The organism is Dyadobacter crusticola DSM 16708, assembly GCF_000701505.1.
Classification (GTDB): Bacteria; Bacteroidota; Bacteroidia; order Cytophagales; family Spirosomataceae; genus Dyadobacter; species Dyadobacter crusticola.
The window spans coordinates 101989-122335 of record NZ_JNJB01000012.1 but is presented as its reverse complement, the minus strand read 5'-3'; the positions used below and the strand labels follow the sequence as shown (position 1 = coordinate 122335).

At 46.9% G+C, this 20347-nt stretch carries 16 protein-coding genes; 7 read left to right on the top strand and 9 right to left on the bottom strand.

Going from position 1 to position 20347, the window contains the following annotated elements:
- Positions 1-11: 11 nt before the first annotated feature.
- The gene (locus tag Q369_RS0116485) at positions 12-1031 is read right to left on the bottom strand and encodes a LacI family DNA-binding transcriptional regulator (RefSeq protein WP_031528892.1); all 1020 of its coding nucleotides are present in this window, start codon (positions 1029-1031) and stop codon (positions 12-14) included.
- Between the two features lie 278 nt (positions 1032-1309).
- Here Q369_RS0116485 and Q369_RS0116480 point away from each other — a divergent pair, with 278 nt between their 5' ends.
- From Q369_RS0116480 to Q369_RS0116460, 5 genes are all read left to right on the top strand, one after another.
- Positions 1310-1921 carry an RNA polymerase sigma-70 factor gene (locus Q369_RS0116480; protein ID WP_031528891.1) on the top strand — a complete coding sequence of 204 codons (612 nt, stop codon included), beginning with the start codon at positions 1310-1312 and terminating at the stop codon, positions 1919-1921.
- 174 nt (positions 1922-2095) lie between these two features.
- Positions 2096-3301 (top strand): mannonate dehydratase, encoded by a 1206-nt coding sequence (uxuA, locus tag Q369_RS0116475; RefSeq protein ID WP_031528890.1) that lies wholly within the window; start codon positions 2096-2098, stop codon positions 3299-3301.
- A 1-nt stretch (position 3302) separates the two neighbouring features.
- Entirely contained in the window at positions 3303-4727 is a 1425-nt protein-coding gene (uxaC, locus tag Q369_RS0116470; RefSeq protein WP_031528889.1) for a glucuronate isomerase, read from the top strand.
- A gap of 148 nt (positions 4728-4875) precedes the next feature.
- Positions 4876-5871 (top strand): sugar kinase, encoded by a 996-nt coding sequence (locus Q369_RS0116465; RefSeq protein ID WP_031528888.1) that lies wholly within the window; start codon positions 4876-4878, stop codon positions 5869-5871.
- Between the two features lie 36 nt (positions 5872-5907).
- The gene (locus tag Q369_RS0116460; RefSeq protein WP_031528887.1) at positions 5908-6582 is read left to right on the top strand and encodes a bifunctional 4-hydroxy-2-oxoglutarate aldolase/2-dehydro-3-deoxy-phosphogluconate aldolase; all 675 of its coding nucleotides are present in this window, start codon (positions 5908-5910) and stop codon (positions 6580-6582) included.
- Here Q369_RS0116460 and Q369_RS0116455 read toward each other — a convergent pair.
- The 8 genes from Q369_RS0116455 to Q369_RS0116420 all read right to left on the bottom strand — a co-directional run bounded on the left by Q369_RS0116455 (position 6548) and on the right by Q369_RS0116420 (position 17977).
- Entirely contained in the window at positions 6548-6823 is a 276-nt protein-coding gene (locus Q369_RS0116455) for a Uma2 family endonuclease (RefSeq protein ID WP_051664096.1), read from the bottom strand. The genes Q369_RS0116460 and Q369_RS0116455 overlap by 35 nt on opposite strands.
- 61 nt (positions 6824-6884) lie before the next feature.
- On the bottom strand, positions 6885-8381 hold the full coding sequence (locus Q369_RS0116450; RefSeq protein WP_035333586.1) for a tagaturonate reductase: 1497 nt from the start codon (positions 8379-8381) through the stop codon (positions 6885-6887).
- 112 nt (positions 8382-8493) lie between these two features.
- Complete coding sequence (gene lon / locus Q369_RS0116445) at positions 8494-10971, bottom strand: endopeptidase La (RefSeq protein ID WP_205624331.1); 2478 nt, start codon at positions 10969-10971, stop codon at positions 8494-8496.
- A 164-nt stretch (positions 10972-11135) separates the two neighbouring features.
- On the bottom strand, positions 11136-11705 hold the full coding sequence (locus Q369_RS27790; protein ID WP_157488214.1) for a DUF6702 family protein: 570 nt from the start codon (positions 11703-11705) through the stop codon (positions 11136-11138).
- Positions 11680-12996 carry an RIP metalloprotease RseP gene (rseP, locus tag Q369_RS0116435; RefSeq protein WP_031528882.1) on the bottom strand — a complete coding sequence of 439 codons (1317 nt, stop codon included), beginning with the start codon at positions 12994-12996 and terminating at the stop codon, positions 11680-11682. The genes Q369_RS27790 and rseP overlap by 26 nt, the downstream gene beginning before the upstream one ends.
- Before the next feature lie 134 nt (positions 12997-13130).
- Positions 13131-14960, bottom strand: a complete 1830-nt coding sequence (locus tag Q369_RS0116430) for a MutS-related protein (protein WP_031528881.1) — start codon at positions 14958-14960, stop codon at positions 13131-13133.
- Positions 14960-16771 (bottom strand): ABC transporter ATP-binding protein, encoded by a 1812-nt coding sequence (locus Q369_RS0116425; RefSeq protein WP_031528880.1) that lies wholly within the window; start codon positions 16769-16771, stop codon positions 14960-14962. The genes Q369_RS0116430 and Q369_RS0116425 overlap by 1 nt, the downstream gene beginning before the upstream one ends.
- 120 nt (positions 16772-16891) lie before the next feature.
- Complete coding sequence (locus Q369_RS0116420) at positions 16892-17977, bottom strand: acyltransferase family protein (RefSeq protein WP_031528879.1); 1086 nt, start codon at positions 17975-17977, stop codon at positions 16892-16894.
- Positions 17978-18223: 246 nt separating this feature from the next.
- Between Q369_RS0116420 and Q369_RS0116415 the strand changes: the two genes are divergently transcribed.
- Positions 18224-18793, top strand: coding sequence for an RNA polymerase sigma factor (locus tag Q369_RS0116415; protein ID WP_031528878.1), 570 nt, complete (start codon positions 18224-18226; stop codon positions 18791-18793).
- The gene (locus Q369_RS0116410) at positions 18774-20333 is read left to right on the top strand and encodes a putative outer membrane beta-barrel protein (protein WP_031528877.1); all 1560 of its coding nucleotides are present in this window, start codon (positions 18774-18776) and stop codon (positions 20331-20333) included. Before Q369_RS0116415 ends, Q369_RS0116410 begins: the two co-directional genes overlap by 20 nt.
- Positions 20334-20347: the final 14 nt, after the last annotated feature.

Genomic DNA, 20347 nt, shown 5'->3' with positions numbered 1-20347 from the left:
ACAGGTTAATATTACTTCATAGAAGACTTGTTGATCACCAAATTGGAAGGCAATACCCTGGTCTCATATTCGGCCGGGGTATTTTTGCTTTCTATCAGATCCAATAGCAACGAAGTGGCTTGCTGGCCCATTTCGAAGGAAGGCTGGGTAATGGAGCTCACCGGTGGGTCAAGCAGCGACGACATAGCGAGGTCGCAAAAGCCCACCACCGCCACATCGTCGGGCATCCGGTAGCCCAGCTGTCGCAATGCACAGTGTACACCCATTGTAATCCGGTCGCTTGCGCCAAATATCGCATCTGGCCGCTCACGCAATGCCATAAGCTGGTAAGTTCTTTCAGTGCCGCCTGCCTGCGTTACCTCACTATGCAAAACCCACTCGTCCTGAAATGCGATATCATGTTTCCGCAAAGCATCTTTGTAGCCTTCGAGCCGGAAGCGAGTAATAGAGAGTGGTTTCGGACCTGCTATGTGAGCAATCCGGCGACAGCCTTCGCTAATCAAATGTTCTGTGGCCTCAAATGCTCCTTTGTAATCATCCACCCGCACCCGATGTGTTTGCATTGCATCGCTTACCCTATCGAAAAATACAACCGGAATTCCCTGTTCCTGCAAGGAAACGAAATGGTCGATATCCTCAGACTGGCTTGAAATAGCGACTACCAAACCGTCGACGCGCCGGGACGCAATGTGCCGGGAGGCCGAACGCTCTCTTTCGAGCTGTTCGTGACTCTGGTAGATCATCGTATGGTAGCCCCTGCTGTAAGCAATATCCTCAACACCTCCGATTGCCGATGAATAGAAACGGTTGGCAATATCCGGCACAATCACACCGATTGTCTGCGTGCGGTTTTTTAGCAAACTGATCGCGATCGGGTTGGGATAATAGTTGAGCTGCTCTGCCAGGTTGATCACTTTTTTCTTGGTTTCTTCGCTGATCTCGCTGCTGTCCCTCAATGCCCGTGACACGGTGGATTTGGAAATATTCAGCTGCCGCGCAATCTCTTTAATTGTAATGGAAACCTTTTTCATCGAGGATATGGGAATAATGCAATCTTAATATAAAACCTATGAAATGCACCAAAGTTGGATAGGTGCACAATTTACCGAACTAAGTCAGAAGTTCCGGGGAAAGTTCCGGGAACGGGAACGGTTCCGGGAACGGTTGCGTAAAATAATTGCTTTTTTTCAAGATTTATTTTTGTGTATCACTGAATCAATGGTTAAACTCGGTTCAATGTTGACGAAGATCAGCTACTGCACACCATTACCAATCGCGGAAATTTTCTAAACCAATCCAGTCTGAATACATGGAAGCAAAACCGTTTACCTGTACAACACCTTCTGCCACGAATCAGAAAAGTTTGTTGGAAAACCTGTTCGGCAAAGTAGTGGCGAACGGGGACTACCATGCTTTCCGGGAGCTTTTCAATCACCATTACAGATCGCTTTGCAACTATGCAATGCGCGTAGTAATCACCCGCGAGATCGCCGAGGAAGTAGTTTCGGATGTGTTTGTGAAACTTTGGAAAAATCGCGAGCAGATTGAGGTGCATACTTCTTTTCAGGCTTACATTTACCGGGCAGTTCGCAATCAGGCACTGGATTATCTCAAACTGAGGATACACCGCCAAAATGAACGCGAATCGCTCGAATCTGTGCAATGGAACATGACCCACGCGGACCATTTTTCACCTTGCGAGGAGTTGTCTTTCAATGAGTTTTACGAGCACGTTGAAGATTGCATTCAGGCACTTCCCAGGCAGTGCCAGCTTATTTTCCGGCTAAGCCGCGAAGAAGGTTTGCGTTACCGGGATATAGCCGAAAAGCTCGCTATCTCAGTAAAAACGGTCGAAACTCAAATGAGCCGCGCACTGAAGGTATTGAGAGAGCGCGTACCTGAGCATAGGTTGGTAGCTTGAAGACTTCGGCTGTCGGCTTTCGGCAATTTAGGAACTTCGGCTGTCGGCAATCGGCAATCGGCTTTTTTTGAAATACCAATAACAATCACTTTTGCTGACAGATCATTCTGAAAAGCATTTAACTAAACTGCTAAAGCTGACGGCCGACAGCCGAAAGCCGACAGCCCCTTAAAAATGTCCCTAGAACAAACTTGGCGGTGGTTTGGACCCAATGATCCTGTTTCTCTGCAGGATATCAGACAAGCGGGCGCCACCGGAATCGTAACTGCATTGCACCACATCCCAAACGGTCAGATCTGGGAGGTTGATGAGATCTTAGCAAGAAAAGAAATGATCGAGCAAGCCGGGCTTACCTGGTCTGTGGTCGAAAGCGTGCCCGTTCATGAAACCATCAAGACGCGCACAGGCGACTTTGCAAAGTATATCCTTAACTATCAGCAGAGCCTACGCAACCTCGGAGCCTGTGGGATTGATACGGTCTGCTACAACTTCATGCCGATCCTCGACTGGACAAGAACAGACCTGGACGCACCTATGAAAGACGGTTCGACGGGATTACGGTTTGATGCCGCGCAATTTGCCGCATTTGACCTTTATCTCCTGAACAGACCGGAGGCGCAGGAATTGTATACTGACGAACAAAAAACAAAAGCTAAAAAGTGGCTAGACGGAGCTGCGGAGGAAGACGTGCAGCGATTGGTCCGTAATATCATAGCAGGCTTGCCAGGTTCCGAAGAGAGTTTTACAATTGAAGAGTTCAGGAAAGTACTTGATACCTATAAAGAGATCGGCGACCTGGAATTGCGTACCCATTTGTACCAGTTCATTCAGGCAATTGGGCCGGTTGCTGCAGAAGCAGGTATCAGGCTGGCTATTCACCCCGACGATCCGCCGTATCCTATTTTGGGTCTTCCGCGTGTGGTAAGTACTGAAAACGACGCGATGATGCTGCTCGGGGCTTATGATAACCAGGCTAATGGCATCTGCTTCTGCACCGGATCTTATGGCGTGAGAGCAGATAATGACCTGGCCGGGATGGTGGAGAGACTTGGTAGCAGAATCCATTTCATCCATTTACGTGCAACCAAAAGAGAGCACGACGGAAGCTTCTACGAGGCCGATCATCTGGACGGAGATGTAGATATGTATAGCGTCATGAAGGGTCTTGTTTTGGAGCAAAAAAGGAGAAAAGAAGAGGGGAGAACAGACCTGCGAATGCCTTTTCGACCAGATCACGGACACCGTATGCTCGATGATCTGACAAGCGGAAAACGGACAAACCCTGGTTATACGGCAATCGGACGATTACGTGGCCTCGCGGAATTGCGGGGACTGGAATATGGAATTGAAAGAGGGATAAACAAAGAAAAAGCTCGCTAAAATGACTTCAATAGCTACCGCTCAAAAGACTTTTATCAGTGAAGATTTTCTCCTTCGCTCAGAGACGGCACGTGTTCTTTACCATGAATACGCGAAAGAAATGCCGATTATAGATTATCACTGCCACCTGCCGCCCGACCAGATTGCGGCGGACCGGCAGTTTGAAAATCTTACGCAGATATGGTTGTACGGTGACCATTATAAATGGCGGGCAATGCGTGCCAACGGCATCAATGAGCGATACTGTACGGGAGATGCAAGTGACTGGGAGAAATTTGAGCAATGGGGAGCTACGGTACCTTATACCATGCGCAATCCGCTCTACCATTGGACTCACCTTGAATTGCTCAGGTATTTCGATGTAGATATTTTGCTTAATAAGGATACTGCGCGGGAGATTTATGAAGAGTGCTCTGCAAAGTTGAAGCAGCCTGAATTTTCAGTTCAAAGCCTGCTGAACAAAATGAATGTGAAGGTGATCTGTACCACGGACGATCCGACAGATTCTCTGGAATATCACAAGCTTATAGAAGAAAGCGGGTTTAATATAAAAGTATTGCCCACCTTCCGGCCAGACAAAGCAATGCTCCTGATCGATAGCCCGGAAGAGTTCAATGCTTACCTGGACAAACTTGCGGCAAGTTCCGGGAAGTCTCAGATTTCAGATTATAACGAACTTTTAGAGGCACTTCAAAACCGCCACGACTTTTTCGCTTCCATGGGTGGCCGGCTTTCCGATCATGGATTAGAGCATATTTACGCAAGTTTTGATGAAGAAGCAGCTAAAAATGCATTCGCGCAGACCAGATCTGGCCAGCTTGCCAGTGACGCAGACCGCATTGCATTCAAGTCAATGCTGCTGTTTGATCTTGCCAAAATGGACCATGCCAAATCGTGGACGCAACAATTCCATTTAGGTGCATTGCGGAATAACAATGCACGCATGCTCCGTGAACTTGGTCCTGATACAGGCTGGGACTCGATTGGAGATTATAGCCAGGCACAGGCGTTATCGAAGTTCCTGAACAAGCTGGATTCAACCGATCAGCTTGCCAAAACGGTACTTTATAACCTTAATCCTGCCGATAACGAAGTGCTGGCTACCATGACGGGGAACTATAACGACGGTACTGTTGCCGGTAAAATGCAGTTCGGTTCGGGCTGGTGGTTTTTGGATCAAAAAGATGGAATGGAGCGGCAGATGAATGCATTATCGAATATGGGACTGCTAAGTCGCTTCGTCGGTATGCTGACAGATTCGCGCAGCTTCCTGTCCTACCCGCGCCACGAGTATTTCAGAAGGATATTGTGTAACCTGATCGGGAACGATGTGGACAATGGTGAGTTGCCAAACGATATTCCGTGGTTGGGTAAAATGGTGCAGGATATCTCTTATCACAATGCCAGCAAGTATTTTGATTTTTGAAAAAACTAGATTCTCATAAAAATGTAATTAGATAGCCCAGACTCTTAGTTGTGGGCTATTTTGATGTTTAAAATGTTATTTTTGATCAATTCTTAACCTTACCAAAGCCTTTCTTGTGCTGCGTTGTACGAAAGGCATTATCTAAAATATGGCTCAAATAGTTTCCTTCGGTGAAGTCCTGATGCGGCTTTCTACTCCCGGTTTTTCCCGTTTTGAACAGGCCCGTCAACTCAATGTTACTTATGCAGGCGGCGAGGCGAATGTATCTACTGCCCTTGCTTACTGGGGGCATCATACCGCACACGTAACGCGCTTTCCCGATTCCCCGATCGGCAGGGCTGCTGCACAGTATTTGCAATTTCATGGAGTCGACATATCTCATATCATTTATGGCGGACCGAGAATGGCTGTGTATTTTCTGGAAATGGGAGCTGCGTTGCGGGGGAGCCAGATCGTGTATGACCGGGCTAATTCTTCGCTGGCTGAAATTGATCCGAAGGAGATAGATTGGGATAGTATTTTGAAAGATGCCAAATGGTTTCACTGGGCGGGTATCACACCTGCATTGTCGCAAGGTGCGGCGGATGCATTACTGGACGGGATTAAAGTAGCAAGAAAGTACGGACTTACTGTTTCCGGCGATATATTTTATCGGGCCAATTTGTGGAAGTACGGTAAAAAGCCTTCTGAAATTTTACCTGAACTTACTGCCGGAACTGATCTTGTAATTGCCAATAAAGAGAATATCAAAGAGATTTTCGGCATTGATGGAAACGAATTCCAGGAATCCTGTGTCAACTTACAAGCAGCTTATCCACAGGTTAGTTCAATTGTTGATACAAAAAGAACCTCAATCAGCGCGTCCCACAATCTTTTAAGAGCTTATTTGTGGAACGGGAGCCAGCTGCTGGAAACCGAAGATATTGAGATAAACCCGATCATTGACAGGGTAGGTGGCGGCGATGCTTTTATCGCTGGTTTGATCCACGGATTAATTACTTTCAACGACCAGCAAAAAGCACTGGAGTTCGGTGTTGCAGCTTCTGCATTGAAGCACACAATTGAAGGAGATGCATTGATTTCAACCATTGACGAAGTGGAAGCGATCAGGCAGGGAGAAACTTCGGGAAGAATTAAAAGATAGATAAAGTACCCGTTACACAGGTTTACTCACATCATTATGGATAAAGAAACAACATTGGTACTATTGAACGAAGTGGGCATTGTGCCCCTTTTCTACCATGCTGATATAGAAGTCGCCAAAGAGATTGTCAACGCAAGCTATCGCGGCGGTGCAAGAGCTATTGAATTTACAAATCGCGGGGATAATGCATTCACTGTATTCACCGAACTTTTGGCCTATACAAAGGAAAGCCTGCCCGGACTTTCACTCGGGATCGGCACCATTTATGATGCTGACACGGCGCAGAAATTCATAGATGCGGGAACAGATTTCATTGTGACGCCTTGCCTTAATCCGGCCGTTGGAAATGCTTGCTTGCGGGCAAATATCCCCTGGATACCCGGAGTAGCTACGCTTACAGAGATATACAATGCGCAGCAGGCGGGTGCAGAAGTCGTAAAATTGTTCCCGGGAGATGTAGTAGGATCGGCCTTTGTCAGAGCGATTCGCGGACCGATGCCTAAGGTGAAGATCATGGTAACAGGCGGAGTACAGCCTACGCGCGAAAGTATCAGTGAGTGGTTTGGTGCGGGCGTTTATGCAGTAGGATTGGGTTCTAACCTCTTTCCAAAAGACATTATCGCAGAAGGGAACTATCCCTGGATTGAGCAAAAAGTAGCAGAAAGTATCGCACTTGTTAAAGAGTTTCGGCAGAACAGCCAGGCAGTTTGATTTGATATTCTAAAATATCACTCAGGCGGACTGAAAATTCAGGAAGTACAGCTCCGCCTGAGAGTGTTTCTTCAAAGTTCCAGGATACTACCTGTTTTCCTGGTTCGTACGTGTAGGTGATTTGACTGTCTGTGCAGATCAACCATGTCAGTCTTACGCCATTTTTGATCCATTTGTCCATTTTGCCTTGCAAATCCGCCAGGCTATCTGTTTCTGATTTTAGGTTCAATGGGACAATCATAATGCAGTGTTTTACCAAATATAAGCATACAAGTGGTTTAATGGAAAAACCGTTTGCTGCGTTAATTCTTCGGAATAATCGTCAGCACTTCCACTTTTTCAACCATATTTTCCTTTACTGCATTGGCGAAGCCCGGGAGCAATGTAAGGTCAGTATCCCACAGGTCTGTATCACTCATTACCTGCTCCGCTAAGTCGATCGGCGATGCAGCGTTTCTCCATTTTTCATCAAAGTAAGCCGCAGAGTCGCAACGGATCGAGTAGGGGCGGCCGTCCAGATCTCCGTAGTAATTCCCGTCTTTATGAACTACCGGCTTCATGAAATTCAGAAAAGCGGCGAAACCTTTCGCAAATAACAGCGGCGGCTGGTCGGAGTGCTTGTAGTGTTCCAGCAAGGTTGGGATATTCCGCATTTTCATCTTTGCGGTGTATTGTACGGTAATATCAATCAGCTGGTGCCTGATAAATGGGTTGCGGAAACGATCCAGCACCTGACTTCCGAACTCACGCGCGCGAACAGGATCTACCGGGTAAGGTATCGCCGGAGCGAGCTCATTGAGCATCAGATTTGTGACGAAACTAGCTGTTTCCGGCGTCTCCATATTCTCGCGCACAGTTTCCAGTCCACGCAAAAAGCAGAGTCCCGAAGACAGCGTATGTGTACCATTAAGCAGGCGAAGCTTCAATTCGCGATACAGGTCAATAACGGGCTCAATAACTACGCCGCTATCCGCTTCTGCAAAGCTGAGCACCGAGCGGATATAAGCGTCGCCTTCAATTGCCCAAAGGCTGTATACTTCTGATATAATCATCAGATCATCCTGAAAACCGAGCTTTTCTGAAAGTTCTTCAATGCTTTCTGCGTCAGGTTTGCCGGGAACAATGCGGTCTACCAGTGAGCTGCAAAAGTGATTTGAATTTTCTAGCCAGCTGATAAATGCATCTTCAAGCTGGTGACGGGAGGCTTGTTCGATGACAATGGAGCGCAGCTTTGCCCCATTTCCCACTATTAGTTCAGTAGGTACAATCACCATTCCCGATTCTTCCGACCCGCCAAATGCTTTGAAACGCTCATATAAATAGGCGGTCAGTTTGCCTGGGAAAGAAGCAGGCGGCGAGGCAAAAATATCGTCATCGGTGAGCTGAATGCCTACTTCTGTTGTATTTGAAATGACAATTCTTATCGCAGGGTCAGTAGCGCACTTCAATATGTCGGCCCACTCGGCACCGGCGCTCAGGGTCCGGCTGATCGATGTATTGATCACAGTCTCGTCAACTTGCCGGCCATTCTCAATACCGCGAATGCTATGCGAGTATAGGTTTTGTTGTTGTTTAAATGCGTCCGTTCCGCCATTATTGGTGGATTTCACTACCACAATCCTCCCATTGAAAATTCCTTCCTGATTTGCTTTGTTCACGAAATAGTCAGGGAGTCCGCGCAAAAGCACGCCAGTACCAAACTGAATGATTTTTTCGGGCAAAGCGAGCAGCTGCCGGTGGTTCGGCAGCAAGTCAGGACGTTGATCCAGAAGTTCGGATGAAAGTTGCGGTAAGGACATTTTTAAAGAAGTAAGTACATTAATGTGACGCCAATTATAATTATTAACCCCTAATAAAAAAGAGACGCCATTTCAGCGCCTCTTTAACTAGATAACTTCAAAAAAACCGAGCCTAGGCATCGATCGTAACAAAACCGCTTTCTTCTTTTTCTTTCCGCTCTTCCGGGAAAACAAACTTGATAGGATTCTTAACCGTCTCCGGAAGCAATGCAATCGCAAGTACTTCATCAATCGTGTCAACATAATGGAATGACAGATCCTTGATGTAATTCGCCGGTACTTCTTCCACATCCTTGCGGTTTTTAACACAAAGAATGATCTCTTTTACACCCGCTCTGCGAGCTGCCAGTATCTTTTCTTTCACACCTCCCACTGGAAGCACTTTTCCGCGCAGTGTTATTTCGCCCGTCATCGCAATGTAAGGCTTAACCCGGCGCTGCGTGAAAATGGACGCCATTGAAGTCACCATGGTAACCCCGGCCGAAGGTCCGTCTTTCGGTACCGCGCCTGCAGGAACGTGTACGTGAAGATCGTAGTGGTTGAAGATCCGGTAGTCAATGTCGAGCCTGTCTGCATTCGCTTTCAGGTAGGACAATGCAGCTACCGCCGATTCTTTCATTACATCCCCCAACTGGCCGGAAAGCGTCAGATTGCCTTTTCCGCGGCTCAGGCTTGTTTCAATAAAAAGTATCTCACCACCCACCGAAGTCCAGGCGAGACCTGTAACAACGCCGGCAAAATCATTGTCCTGGTAAAGATCCTTGTCGAATATTTCGGGTCCGAGGAACTTCTCAACATGATCAGCCCGGAGTGTCTTTGGATATTCCTGCTCCATTGCCACAGATTTGGCGATTTTCCGCACGACGGTACCCACTTTTTGTTCAAGGTTCCGCACACCGGATTCTCTTGTATATCCCTCGGCAATGCGCAATAATGCAGTATCGTCAATTTTCAGGTCGCCGGATTTCAGTCCGTGATCTTTGCGCTGCTTCGGTACGAGGTAGCGTTTTGCGATCTGCAATTTCTCTTCAATCGTATAGCCGGTCATTTCGATGATCTCCATCCGGTCTCGTAAAGCGGGATGGATTGTGTCAAGCGAGTTGGCAGTTGCTACAAACAATACCTTCGAAAGATCGTATTCAACTTCCAGGTAGTTGTCGGTAAAAGAAGAGTTTTGCTCGGGATCAAGAACTTCCAGCAATGCAGAAGAAGGATCACCCCGGTAGTCGGAGCTTACCTTATCTATTTCATCCAGGATAAAAACCGGATTTGCAGAACCCGCTTTTTTGATGTTCTGAATGATCTTACCCGGCATTGCACCAATGTAAGTCTTTCTATGACCACGGATTTCAGCCTCATCGTGAACTCCGCCGAGCGCCATCCGGATGTACTCCCGGTTCAATGCTTTGGCAATGGACTTACCCAACGAGGTTTTACCCACTCCCGGAGGTCCGTAAAGACAAAGGATAGGTGCTTTCAAATTACCCTTCAGCTTCAAAACCGCCAGGTATTCGATGATCCTCTCCTTTACTTTTTCCAACCCGAAGTGATCGGCGTCGAGTACTTTCTGCGCTCTTACCAGGTCAAAATTGTCTTTGGTATATTGTCCCCAAGGCAGGTCCACCAGTGTTTCCAGGTAATTCATCGTCACCGGGTACTCGGGTGCCATCGGGTTAATGCGCTGGAGTTTATTCAGTTCTTTGTCAAAGTGAATGCGAACCTGGTCAGACCATTTTTTCTGACTGGCTTTCAGGCGGATTTCGTCGAGATCCCGCTCAGGACTATCCATTCCCAGTTCGTCGTGCAAAACTTTGATCTGCTGGCGGAGGAAATAATCCCGCTGCTGCTGGTCAATATCCGAGCTCGCTTTCGTCTGGATTTCCCTTTTGAGTTCCAGCATTTCAATTTCCCGCATCATATACTGAAGCAGAAGTGTTGCCTGCTTGTGTCCGTTTCTTTCTTCGAGAAGCTTCTGTTTATCAGCTACTTCTACATTGATGTTGGAAGAAAGGAAATGGATCAGGAAAATGGGGCTTTCGATATTGTCTAATGCGATGCGGGCTTCCTGAGGTATCTCCGGGTTTAGCCGCATGATCTTGTGTGCTCCGTCCCGCAATGACTGAAGCAGCGCCTTCGACTCTTTTTTGGTCGGGCCAACGAATGAATCCTCTATCGCACGCACCTCGGCTGTGAGATAAGGCTCTTCATGGATGATATTTTTGATCTCAAAACGCTGCCTTCCCTGTACGATAATCGTCACATTTCCGTCTGGCAATGTGATCATTTTCAGAATTTGGGCAACTGTACCAATGTTGTAAAGATCTTCCGCAGTAGGATCCTCCTTGTTAGGAATAGCCTGTGTCACGGCACCAAGTATCCGTTGATTGATATCAGAATTACGATATATCTTTTTAACCAGACGAATCGCTTTTTGGCGCACTACAGTGACAGGAATAACCATTCCCGGAAAGAGTACAGTTTGTCTGATTGGTAAAATGGCAAGTTCATTCGGGAGTTCAAAAGGCTCATCGGAACCGTCGGGTCCGCCAAGTGGAACAATTTCGAGGCTATCCATGTCGGAATCAGACATCAGTAGCCGACTATATAAGTCAGAAGGTTCAAATTTCATAGGCATTCTGTCAAAATGACAGATAATCTTTTCCCAATATATAAATAAGGCCTTTCAAAAGAAAGGGAATAATAAAACAAAATAGCTATGCCAATCGTTACCTGTCAGGTTGATTTTGGCCGGTTTCAGAGCGCGTGTATCGTCTGGCCTTTTTTGAAAAGGAAGGTCTTTTTGTCTGACAAAAGCTTCAAATTCGTCATATTCACCTGGTCATCGAACACCTCCAACAGCGTGCTGTTTTGTAGACGGTAACCCTCGGTTTTTCCCTGAAACGGAATTTCCAGATAGATCCAGGTTGCATCCTCTTCCTGCTCTTTTCCCACATAATGCATAGCCACGGGATTTCTGTTCGCGTCAGTGAGCACAAAGCCTTTCCGGATGTACTTTTCAACCAATTCATCGTTTTTGTCATTGTCTTTAACAACAAAACGCTGGTTGCCGTTGCTCCGGGACAACCCCTTTTCAAGATCATCAGTAAAAATCCGGATGCTTACCTCAAAAGACTTTTGAGATGGATTAAACTGCATGTGCGTCACCGATACGTGGTATTCGTGTTTCGGTGAGAAAGAGGGAAGAAGGAGGATGGAGGAAAGGAGGATGGATAAAAGAACAAGGAAAAAACGAAGGCTTTTCCCTTTCCTCCATCCTCCCTTTCCTCCTGATATCCCTTTAAAAAACAGCTTTCCAAACATCATTGAAGATCGCAAAAGCCATCAGGCCGAGCAGTAAAACCATACCTACTTTCTGTGCATTTTCGAGGAATGCATCAGAAGGTTTACGGCCGGAAATGAGTTCGTAAGATAGTATAACCGCGTGACCACCGTCCAGCGCGGGAATTGGAAGTGCATTCATAAATGCAAGTACCATGGAAAGCAAGCCGGTAAGATACCAGAAGCGGCTCCAGTCCCATACCCCGCCGAACATACGCGCGATACCGATCGGTCCGCTCAATGCTTTGGAAGCTGAAACTTCACCACGGAAGATCTTGCCAAAACCCTTAATGTTATCAAAAACTACATTGAATGCATCCTTGGTACCCACGGAGATCGCTTCGCCAAGTGTGTATTCAACCGTCGTATATTTCAAGAGACTGTTTCTGTAAAATCCGATTGTCCCGTCTTCCGAAACATTCATTGGAATGCTTTTCTGTGCACCGGCTCTCTGAACAACAATGGTAACCTGCTTGCCTTTCACCTTGTTCAGCTCGTCTTGCATTTGATGGAAAAACTGGATCGGCTGTCCATTCAGCGAGAGTACCTTATCGCCTGTCTCCAAACCCGCTTTCTCAGCAGGCGAACCTGGGATCAGTTCTCCGATTGTAAACGGTTCCTGTGCACGAATGAAATTTCCTTTCTCTTTTGGATCTGAGAGTTTCTCGATGAAATTGTTTGGTATCTCAACGACCACTTCTTTTCCGTCGCGGTTAACTGTATAGGAGCTGTTGCTGCCCAAAAAAACTTCCGAGCTCACGATCTCACTGAAATTGGTAAATGGTTTTCCATTCACCTTTACAATCTTATCGCCGGTCTTCAACCCGATTTCCTGTGCAAGATCACCTGCAACAATACCATATTTGTTAACCTCCGAGCTCGAAAGGAACTGATCTCCCTCGCGGTATGCGATCAGGATGAAAATGAAAATTCCGACAATTACATTCACGATAATACCTCCCAGCATAACGATCAGGCGCTGCCAGGCTGGCTTTGAGCGGAATTCCCAGGGTTGTGGCTCCTGGTTCATCGTAGCGGTATCCATCGATTCGTCGATCATACCCGATATTTTCACAAAACCTCCCAACGGAATAGCGCCAATCCCATATTCTGTTTCGCCCCGCTGGATACTGAAAATTTTAGGAGGAAAACCGATAAAGTACTTTTCAACCCGCATTCCAAACATTTTGGCCGCGGCCATATGTCCCCACTCGTGTAGTCCTACCAAGATGGACAAGCCCAGGATGAGCTGTCCGGCCATTATTAATACTTCCATTCAGGTGTTTTCGTAATCGTTATTGGTAATTTATTTTATAAAGCTTATCCGGGCGGATATGCACTCTCCGCATTAGAAACGTAAATGTAATCAGTAAAGTTACGTAAAAGCTTTGATTAGGCTAAAAATGGCCTTCACTCTGATGCAGCGGTATTTTTATCCGGAAGCGCTATTTCTATGCCCATCATCCGCATTAATTCGGAGGCATTAAAACTGCGGCAAATTCCCTTGTAAAGCCGGTAATCAAAATGCAGTTTGCCCTCCTCTACATCGGAGCGGAAATGATAATTATGCACGTACTCCTCTGTTTCTCCCCATTGACCAAGTTCCAGATCATGCGTGGAAACCAACCCGGAGGCATTTTTTCCGTGTAGTTGCCGGATCAGTGCCTCAGCGCCACGGTGGCGGTCTGCGGAGTTGGTACCTTTCAGGATTTCATCAAGGAGGTAAAAAACAGGCGCTGCATTTTCACTGGATAGTTCGAGCAGTAATCTGAGCCTTTTTAATTCTGCGTAAAAGGATGATGTGCTTTCTTCGAGCGAATCCTGGGTGCGCATACTGCTGAAAACGCGCAACGGCGAGCAGGAGAATGCAGTTGCACTTATCACAGCGCCAATCTGCGCCAGCACCAGATTAAGCCCGATTGTGCGGAGGAATGTACTTTTTCCCGACATATTGGAGCCTGTCACCAGCATTGTTGCGCCGGTGCCGGTTAATTCAAAGTCGTTGCTTACGCGCTTTTCCGCCGGGATAAGTGGGTGGCCCATTGATTTTGTCTGAACAAAAACGGCCGCGTGTTCAGCTACCTGGGGTACTATGTACGTAGGATTCGCAAATGCGTGCCCGGCCAGCGAGTTCATTGCCTCCGTATCTGCAAGCACATCGAGCCAGTGCCACATTTTCGATTGATTGGACTGCTTCCAATTTTCCAGCCCAGCGAGGCAATGCACGTCCCACAGGGTAGGTATACCTACAAAAATTCCGAAAAATGGATTGTTCCGATAGTCGAGCCGCTCGAATAGTGCGCCTGCACGGCTCAGGGATAGGGAAGAGCCTTCAATCAGCGCCTTTCTTTTGATCCACCAATCTGATTGATAATGCGCATTCTCTGCTATTTTCAACAAGTCTGCGTAAGCGACCAGTGTTTTGCCCAGCGTTGTTGTCTTGTTTGTAGTGACCTGGATAACAGCCTGAAACTGTCTCAAAATATAGAAATGAATCCCAAAGCAGACCAGTACTGCCCAAAATGGAACGATTTGCGAAACAGCCAGAATGATTACCGCCAGGGTTAGCAGCGGGAACCATCGCATTTTCAGAAGGGTCACAAGTTTGGGGGCGAGCGTCTCGGTAGACCAGGCGCGGAATGCACCTACCTGCGCCGCTGCATGTTCGTGAAGCAACGCAGTTGCTTCCCAGGTTTGCATTAGCTCCGGATGTTGTTTGAAGTCAGCCGAGGCTTGTTGGCGGGCCTGTATATCGCCAGGAGCTGCGTGATTTTTGAGCCAGTTTGAAAGTCTTTTACTTCCCTCTGAGGTGCGTGTGCGGTTCAGCAGTTTATAGAGTGAATAATCGCCGAAAATATCGAGGTCCGATAAAAAAGCGTGTTCTTTTTCGGTGTACTGCATTCCATTATCGGTGCGTTTGAAGCGCAGTGAAAGTCTTTCCAGCTCGTCTTCATTCACCGTTTGCAAGTTTTTATGAAAATCGCGGGTCTGCTTCACCTGCTGGTGTTTTCGCATGAGAAACAAAAAGGCAATAAGCAGTCCCGCGATCGCAATTGCCCAAGCTGCCTGGCCCGAGTGGTTCCATATCCAGGCAGAAAGAAGTATCAGAACAAATACAGCCAGGCGGGCCACAGAAAGTTGGTTAGACTTCGCTTGTGCTGCCGCTTCGGCTACACGGGCTTCGCTGAGTTTGGCTTCAAAAAAGGTTTTAGGAGCAGTTTGTGCGGTTACGTTTTCCATCAATTGCTTTGGGCAGTTTCAAACTGCAATTTGATCAGATTGGCGTACAATCCGTTATCCAGCAGTGATAATTCATTGTGAGAGCCCGATTCGGCGATCATTCCCTCCCGGATTACATAGATCATATCCACTTTACGGATAGTGGCCAGCCGGTGCGCAATCACAATCGTGGTGCGATCTTTCATTAACTCGTCCAATGCAACTTGTACCAGCTTTTCAGACTCGGCATCCAATGAGCTGGTTGCTTCATCGAGGATCAATATTTTCGGATTTTTGAGAATAGCGCGCGCGATTGCAATGCGTTGCCGCTGACCGCCGGAAAGCTTGATACCTCTTTCGCCTACAACAGTTTCAAATTTTTCTGGAAACGATTCGATGAAGTCCAAAGCGTAAGCGCGTTTCGCCGCGTCGTAAATCTCTTCCCTGGTTGCATCGGGCTTTCCGTAAGAAATGTTTTCGTAAATGGTGCCGCCAAAAAGCATTACCTCCTGCGGCACAATTGCTATGTTTTTACGCAATTCAGAAATCCCGAAGTCGGAGAGCGGTTTTCCATCAATCATAATTTGTCCCGATTGATAATTATAAAAACGCATCAGCAACTGAACAATCGTAGACTTGCCCGCGCCGCTGTATCCTACCAGGGCAATTTTCTCACCGGCATGAATGCGGAGCGATATCCCTCTTAGTACGGGCAGATCGGGGCGGGAAGGATAGGAGAAATGTATATTATCGTACAAAATATCACCGCGAACCACACTTGTGCCCGCATTCCTTGCTCCGTCAATTGTAATTTCAGGCTCTTCTTCCAGGATTTCAAAAACCCGTTCCGACGCACCGATGGTTTTATTAACCTGCGCATACAAATCTCCCATTCCGCCGATGGAAGCACCGATGAACGTGGTATAAAGGATAAAAGTAAACAGATCAGAAAGCCCGAACTCTCCTGCCTGCACCAGTCCGGCCCCGTACCAGATCACGGCCACAATGCCGCCGAACAATGCGAAAATGATAAAGGATACAAACCCGCCGCGAAAGCTGGCCGCGTAGAGGGAAAGCTTTACTACCCTTTGCAGGATAGTCCCGTAGCGCGAAACTTCCAGCGGCTCGTTGGTAAATGCTTTGACAACGTGAATGGACTGCAACGTTTCTTCAACCACCACATTAGCCGCGGCAAGTTCATCCTGCGCCTTCCTGGAAAGCTGCCGCATTCGCCGGCCAAAGAAAACCGACGCAACTACCAGCACCGGAAAGGTGGCGAGCATGAAAAGGGTCAATTTCCAGGAGGTATAAAAAAGGATCGCCATACCGACCACAAGTGTCGCGATTTGCCGGAAAATCTCTGCCAGAGTAAATGAGAGTAAGCCCTGTAATTGGGATACGTCGGCAGTAATGCGACTTGTCAGCTCGCCCACGCGCCTGGATTCCAGGAACGTAAGCGGCAGGGTGATGATCTTGCTGAAAACGTCCAGGCGAATGTTCGTCATCGCCATTTCGCTTACTTTGGTAAACAGGTAGATCCGGAAGTAAGAGAATATAGCCTGGCAAACCAGTATAACGAACAGGAAAATTGTGATCTGGTTGATCGTGTAAGGAGATTTTCCTTCAATCACTTCGATGATACTGCCCACAAGTTTCGGGAATGCAAGGGAAGTGCCTGTTGATAATGCGAGGAAAATCAGTCCTATAAAAAACATCCCGCGGTAAGGCCGGAGATATTTAAACAGACTTACTGTGGTTTTAAGACCCGCCCAGCTGATCTTCCGTACTGAAAAGAAAGAAGTGGGTGTATTGGTTTGCTCATTTGTAGCCATCGGAATCGGACATAGTGCATGAGAGGTGCGGTGCGCTCCCCCGAATATACGTTTGTATGTGGGGCAGCAAAAGTAACTAATAAATCAATGGTTGCGGTACCGTATGAAAACGGGTGTGGATCAGTGGATCGCCAGATCCTGATCTTGCTGGCGGTATACAGGCTTGCGAATCTCCTCGTACCAGTTTCTGACCAGTTCGTAGCAGGGAACTTCTATAAACCGGGTTACCAGGTAGGCCGCCAGAATGCAAAGGGCCACGGTCAGTACAAGCGCGGGATAAATATGCAACCCGAAATTGGTAGTGAGCTTCGAAATGACCTGCAAACCTACATACTGGTGAATGAGGTACAAAGAGTAAGATATCTTTCCCAGGAAAAACAGCGGGCGCAGATTGATGAATTTCAGGTTCCCGGTAAGGATCAGCGCGAAAATCATATGAAATAATGTGATCGCAATGCAATGCCCGAAAAACGAAATATGGTACTGCGAAGTGCCGCCTTTGTCGTGCAGGTAAAATGCTGCCGCAAGACTGAAAAAGAGCAGCAGCATGTTCTGTTTGATGTTTTTGCCGCCATTTAGTCTGAAAAACAAGATTCCCGAGAAGAAAAGCGGGAAGTGGTTCAGCAACTGGATCTTTTTGATTGCAAATGCGTAAAAGCTGAAATAATAGCCGCTGAAAAAGTGAAATGCAACGATTGCGACAATTGTAAGCGCACCAATTTTTTCCACACTTTTGAGTTTGTGTGAAATGAAAACCGCAAGAATCCACAGGTAGAATATGAGTTCTACCAGCAGCGTCCAGTAAGATCCATCCAGATCCTCAACTCCGAAATAGGCGGCTGCCATTGTGGCATTTGCAAGAATACGGGTGGGATTGATGTTCGCAGGCTCTATAAGTACCGCAACAAAGGCGGTGATCAGCATACAGTACCAGAAGGCCGGATACAACCTGGCAAAGCGTTTCACCACGAAATCCTGCCATTTTTTTGTATTTTCAATGGATTGAAAAATAACGAAGCCGCTGATCATGAAGAAAATATCAACCGCGGTTACCCCATAGCTGAACTCCCAGCCAAGCAGCTGTTTGTTGTTATTGATCGAGAAGTGGAAAATGACAATACTCAGCGCCGCAAGCCCCCGCAATGAATCCAGTTCCGTAAACCGGTGTTTTTTGACCGTATTAAGATCAGGAGAATAGTTAAACATAAACGCACTTGTCTCTGTGGAGCCGATTAAATATTGGGGAATATTTTACGCTGTTATAAGAATTTACGCTGTTATACGAAAATGGCAAAATTTCCGGTTTTTTAAAAGTGCTCAGTAGAAAAAACGGATCTTTATTTGAGTATAATAGTTTTAAGAACAAGGAGTTATAAACTTTTAATAAATTCTCCTACTTGTAAAGCAACCCTGCCAACTCTTTGCCCGTATTAGGGATAAAAAACAAATAGCATGCCCGAGTATAACTCCGCCGTTCTTCATGAACTACTCGCCGGCTGTTTACAGAGAAACCGCCGTAGTCAGGAGCTGTTGTACAAACAGTTCTACGGCTATGCCATGAGCATTTGTTTGCGCTATACACGCAGCCGGGAGGAGGCCAAAGAAATACTCAACGATTCGTTTTTGAAGGTTTTTACCAAGCTGGAAAGCTTTGATACAGACCGTTCATTCAAAACGTGGTTGAGCAGGATCATCATCAATACAGCACTTGACCATTATCGTCAGGAGATTCGGAGGGATGTGTTTGAGAATGTGGAAATTGCGGAAAATGTGTCCGTAGATGAAACAGTAATCAGCCGCCTTTCTCACGAAGAGCTGATGGGGTTGATCCAGAAATTGACACCCTCCTACCGGATTGTTTTCAGCTTATCGGTTATTGACGGCTATACACACGAAGAAATTGCAGAACAGCTGGGCATTTCGGTTGGAGCGTCAAAGTCTAATTTGTCGCGTGCAAGAGAAAAACTAAGAGAAATGTTATCCAGGATAAATATCGACGATTATGACAGAGTTACCAGATGACGAACTGGACAAACTCTTCAGAAAGTCTTCAGAAGAGTTTGATCCGCAGTATGATCCCGAAGATTGGAATAGTCTGAGGAGGAAGCTGGACCAGCAGGACGGCCGGACTGGCGGAGCGTGGTTTAAAAAGTGGTGGCCGATAGGATTGTTGCTGCTACTGATCCCGGCAGGGATTGTGGGATACCTGTGGCGTGAGAATGCAACGCAGAGTGATCGTGCAGCAAATGAAAAAGTGCTTCCAGGTAATGCGAAGTCCGGTTTTAGTAAAGAGCAAGAAACGCCGGCAGTGGGAGATAATGGAAAGTTGACAGATACAGAATCAGATAAAACAAACAACACCGAGGCAGAGAATGCAAATGCGGCGACAGTTAAAGCAATCCCGAATTCCCCTGAAACGGGCAATGCGACAGAATTGAAGAAAAATGAAAATAGGGTAGCAACAGGAAATACTGAAAAGACTTTTAGTAAGCCACTCTCTCGATCAGAATTGAAAGCTGCTGATGTAAAAAGCAGTCCATTATTGCCCCGGAGCCGATCTAAGGCAGGCGGAGTGTACTTAGAGCCTAACCGCTCAAAGACGGAAGGAGGCGACGGGGCTCTTATTTTGAATGCTGACGAAAATGCGCGCAGAAATAATCCTAACGGAACCAGTGCCTCCGAACTTGGGGCAAGGCAGGCTACTGGTTCCAGCGGGGTTAAGTCCAGTGCTGCCAGGTCAGCAATTAGCGAGAGCACGACAAAGGAACGTGCAGGTGAATACGCGACGGAACAAACCAGATTCGGGGATGAAGCTGACGGATTTCAGTATAATGTCATGAGTTTGCCAAACAAACCTGTAAACTGGCAAAATCAGATTGCTTACCCGAACATTGGTGTTCCTGCAACTGAGCTGGTTAAGTCAGATACAGAAGTTGAGGCAGATAAGAAAAAGGAAGAAGTGGCGCAGGCAAAATGGGCTGTGAGATTTGGGTATTCACCTGATTTGAGTACAGTTGGAGGTGAAAAGCTCACCAAACCAGGTACTGCGGTATCACTGCTTGCTGAGTTGTCTATTTTGCCGCGGCTATTTGTTCAAAGCGGCGCTGTATGGAGCAGAAAAGACTACCGGGCTAATGGAGGAGACTACATTTTGGATCCAAGGTGGGGCTACTACACCAAGCCGGAAAGCATTGAGGGAGTTTGTAAAGTATTGGAAATTCCCCTGAACCTGAGATACGATATTGTTTCCGGCAGCAAATCAAGAATTTTCGCGGGATCAGGGCTGTCGTCTTACTACATGCGTGGAGAGAAATATAAGTACAACTATAAAAACCCTTACGACCCGCACATTAAGTATAAGGATTGGCAGGGCAAAACAGGCTGGTACCTTTTCAGCCACCTCAATGCATCCGCCGGATATGAATATAGGGTTTCAGATAAACTCTCTCTCGTCGCAGAACCTTATGCAAGAATGCCGCTGAAACGAGTGGGCTACGGGAAAGTTAATCTTTTCACTGCCGGATTCTGGATTTCAGTTCGCTATGTACCTGCATTCAGGTAAATCCCGGAATTACC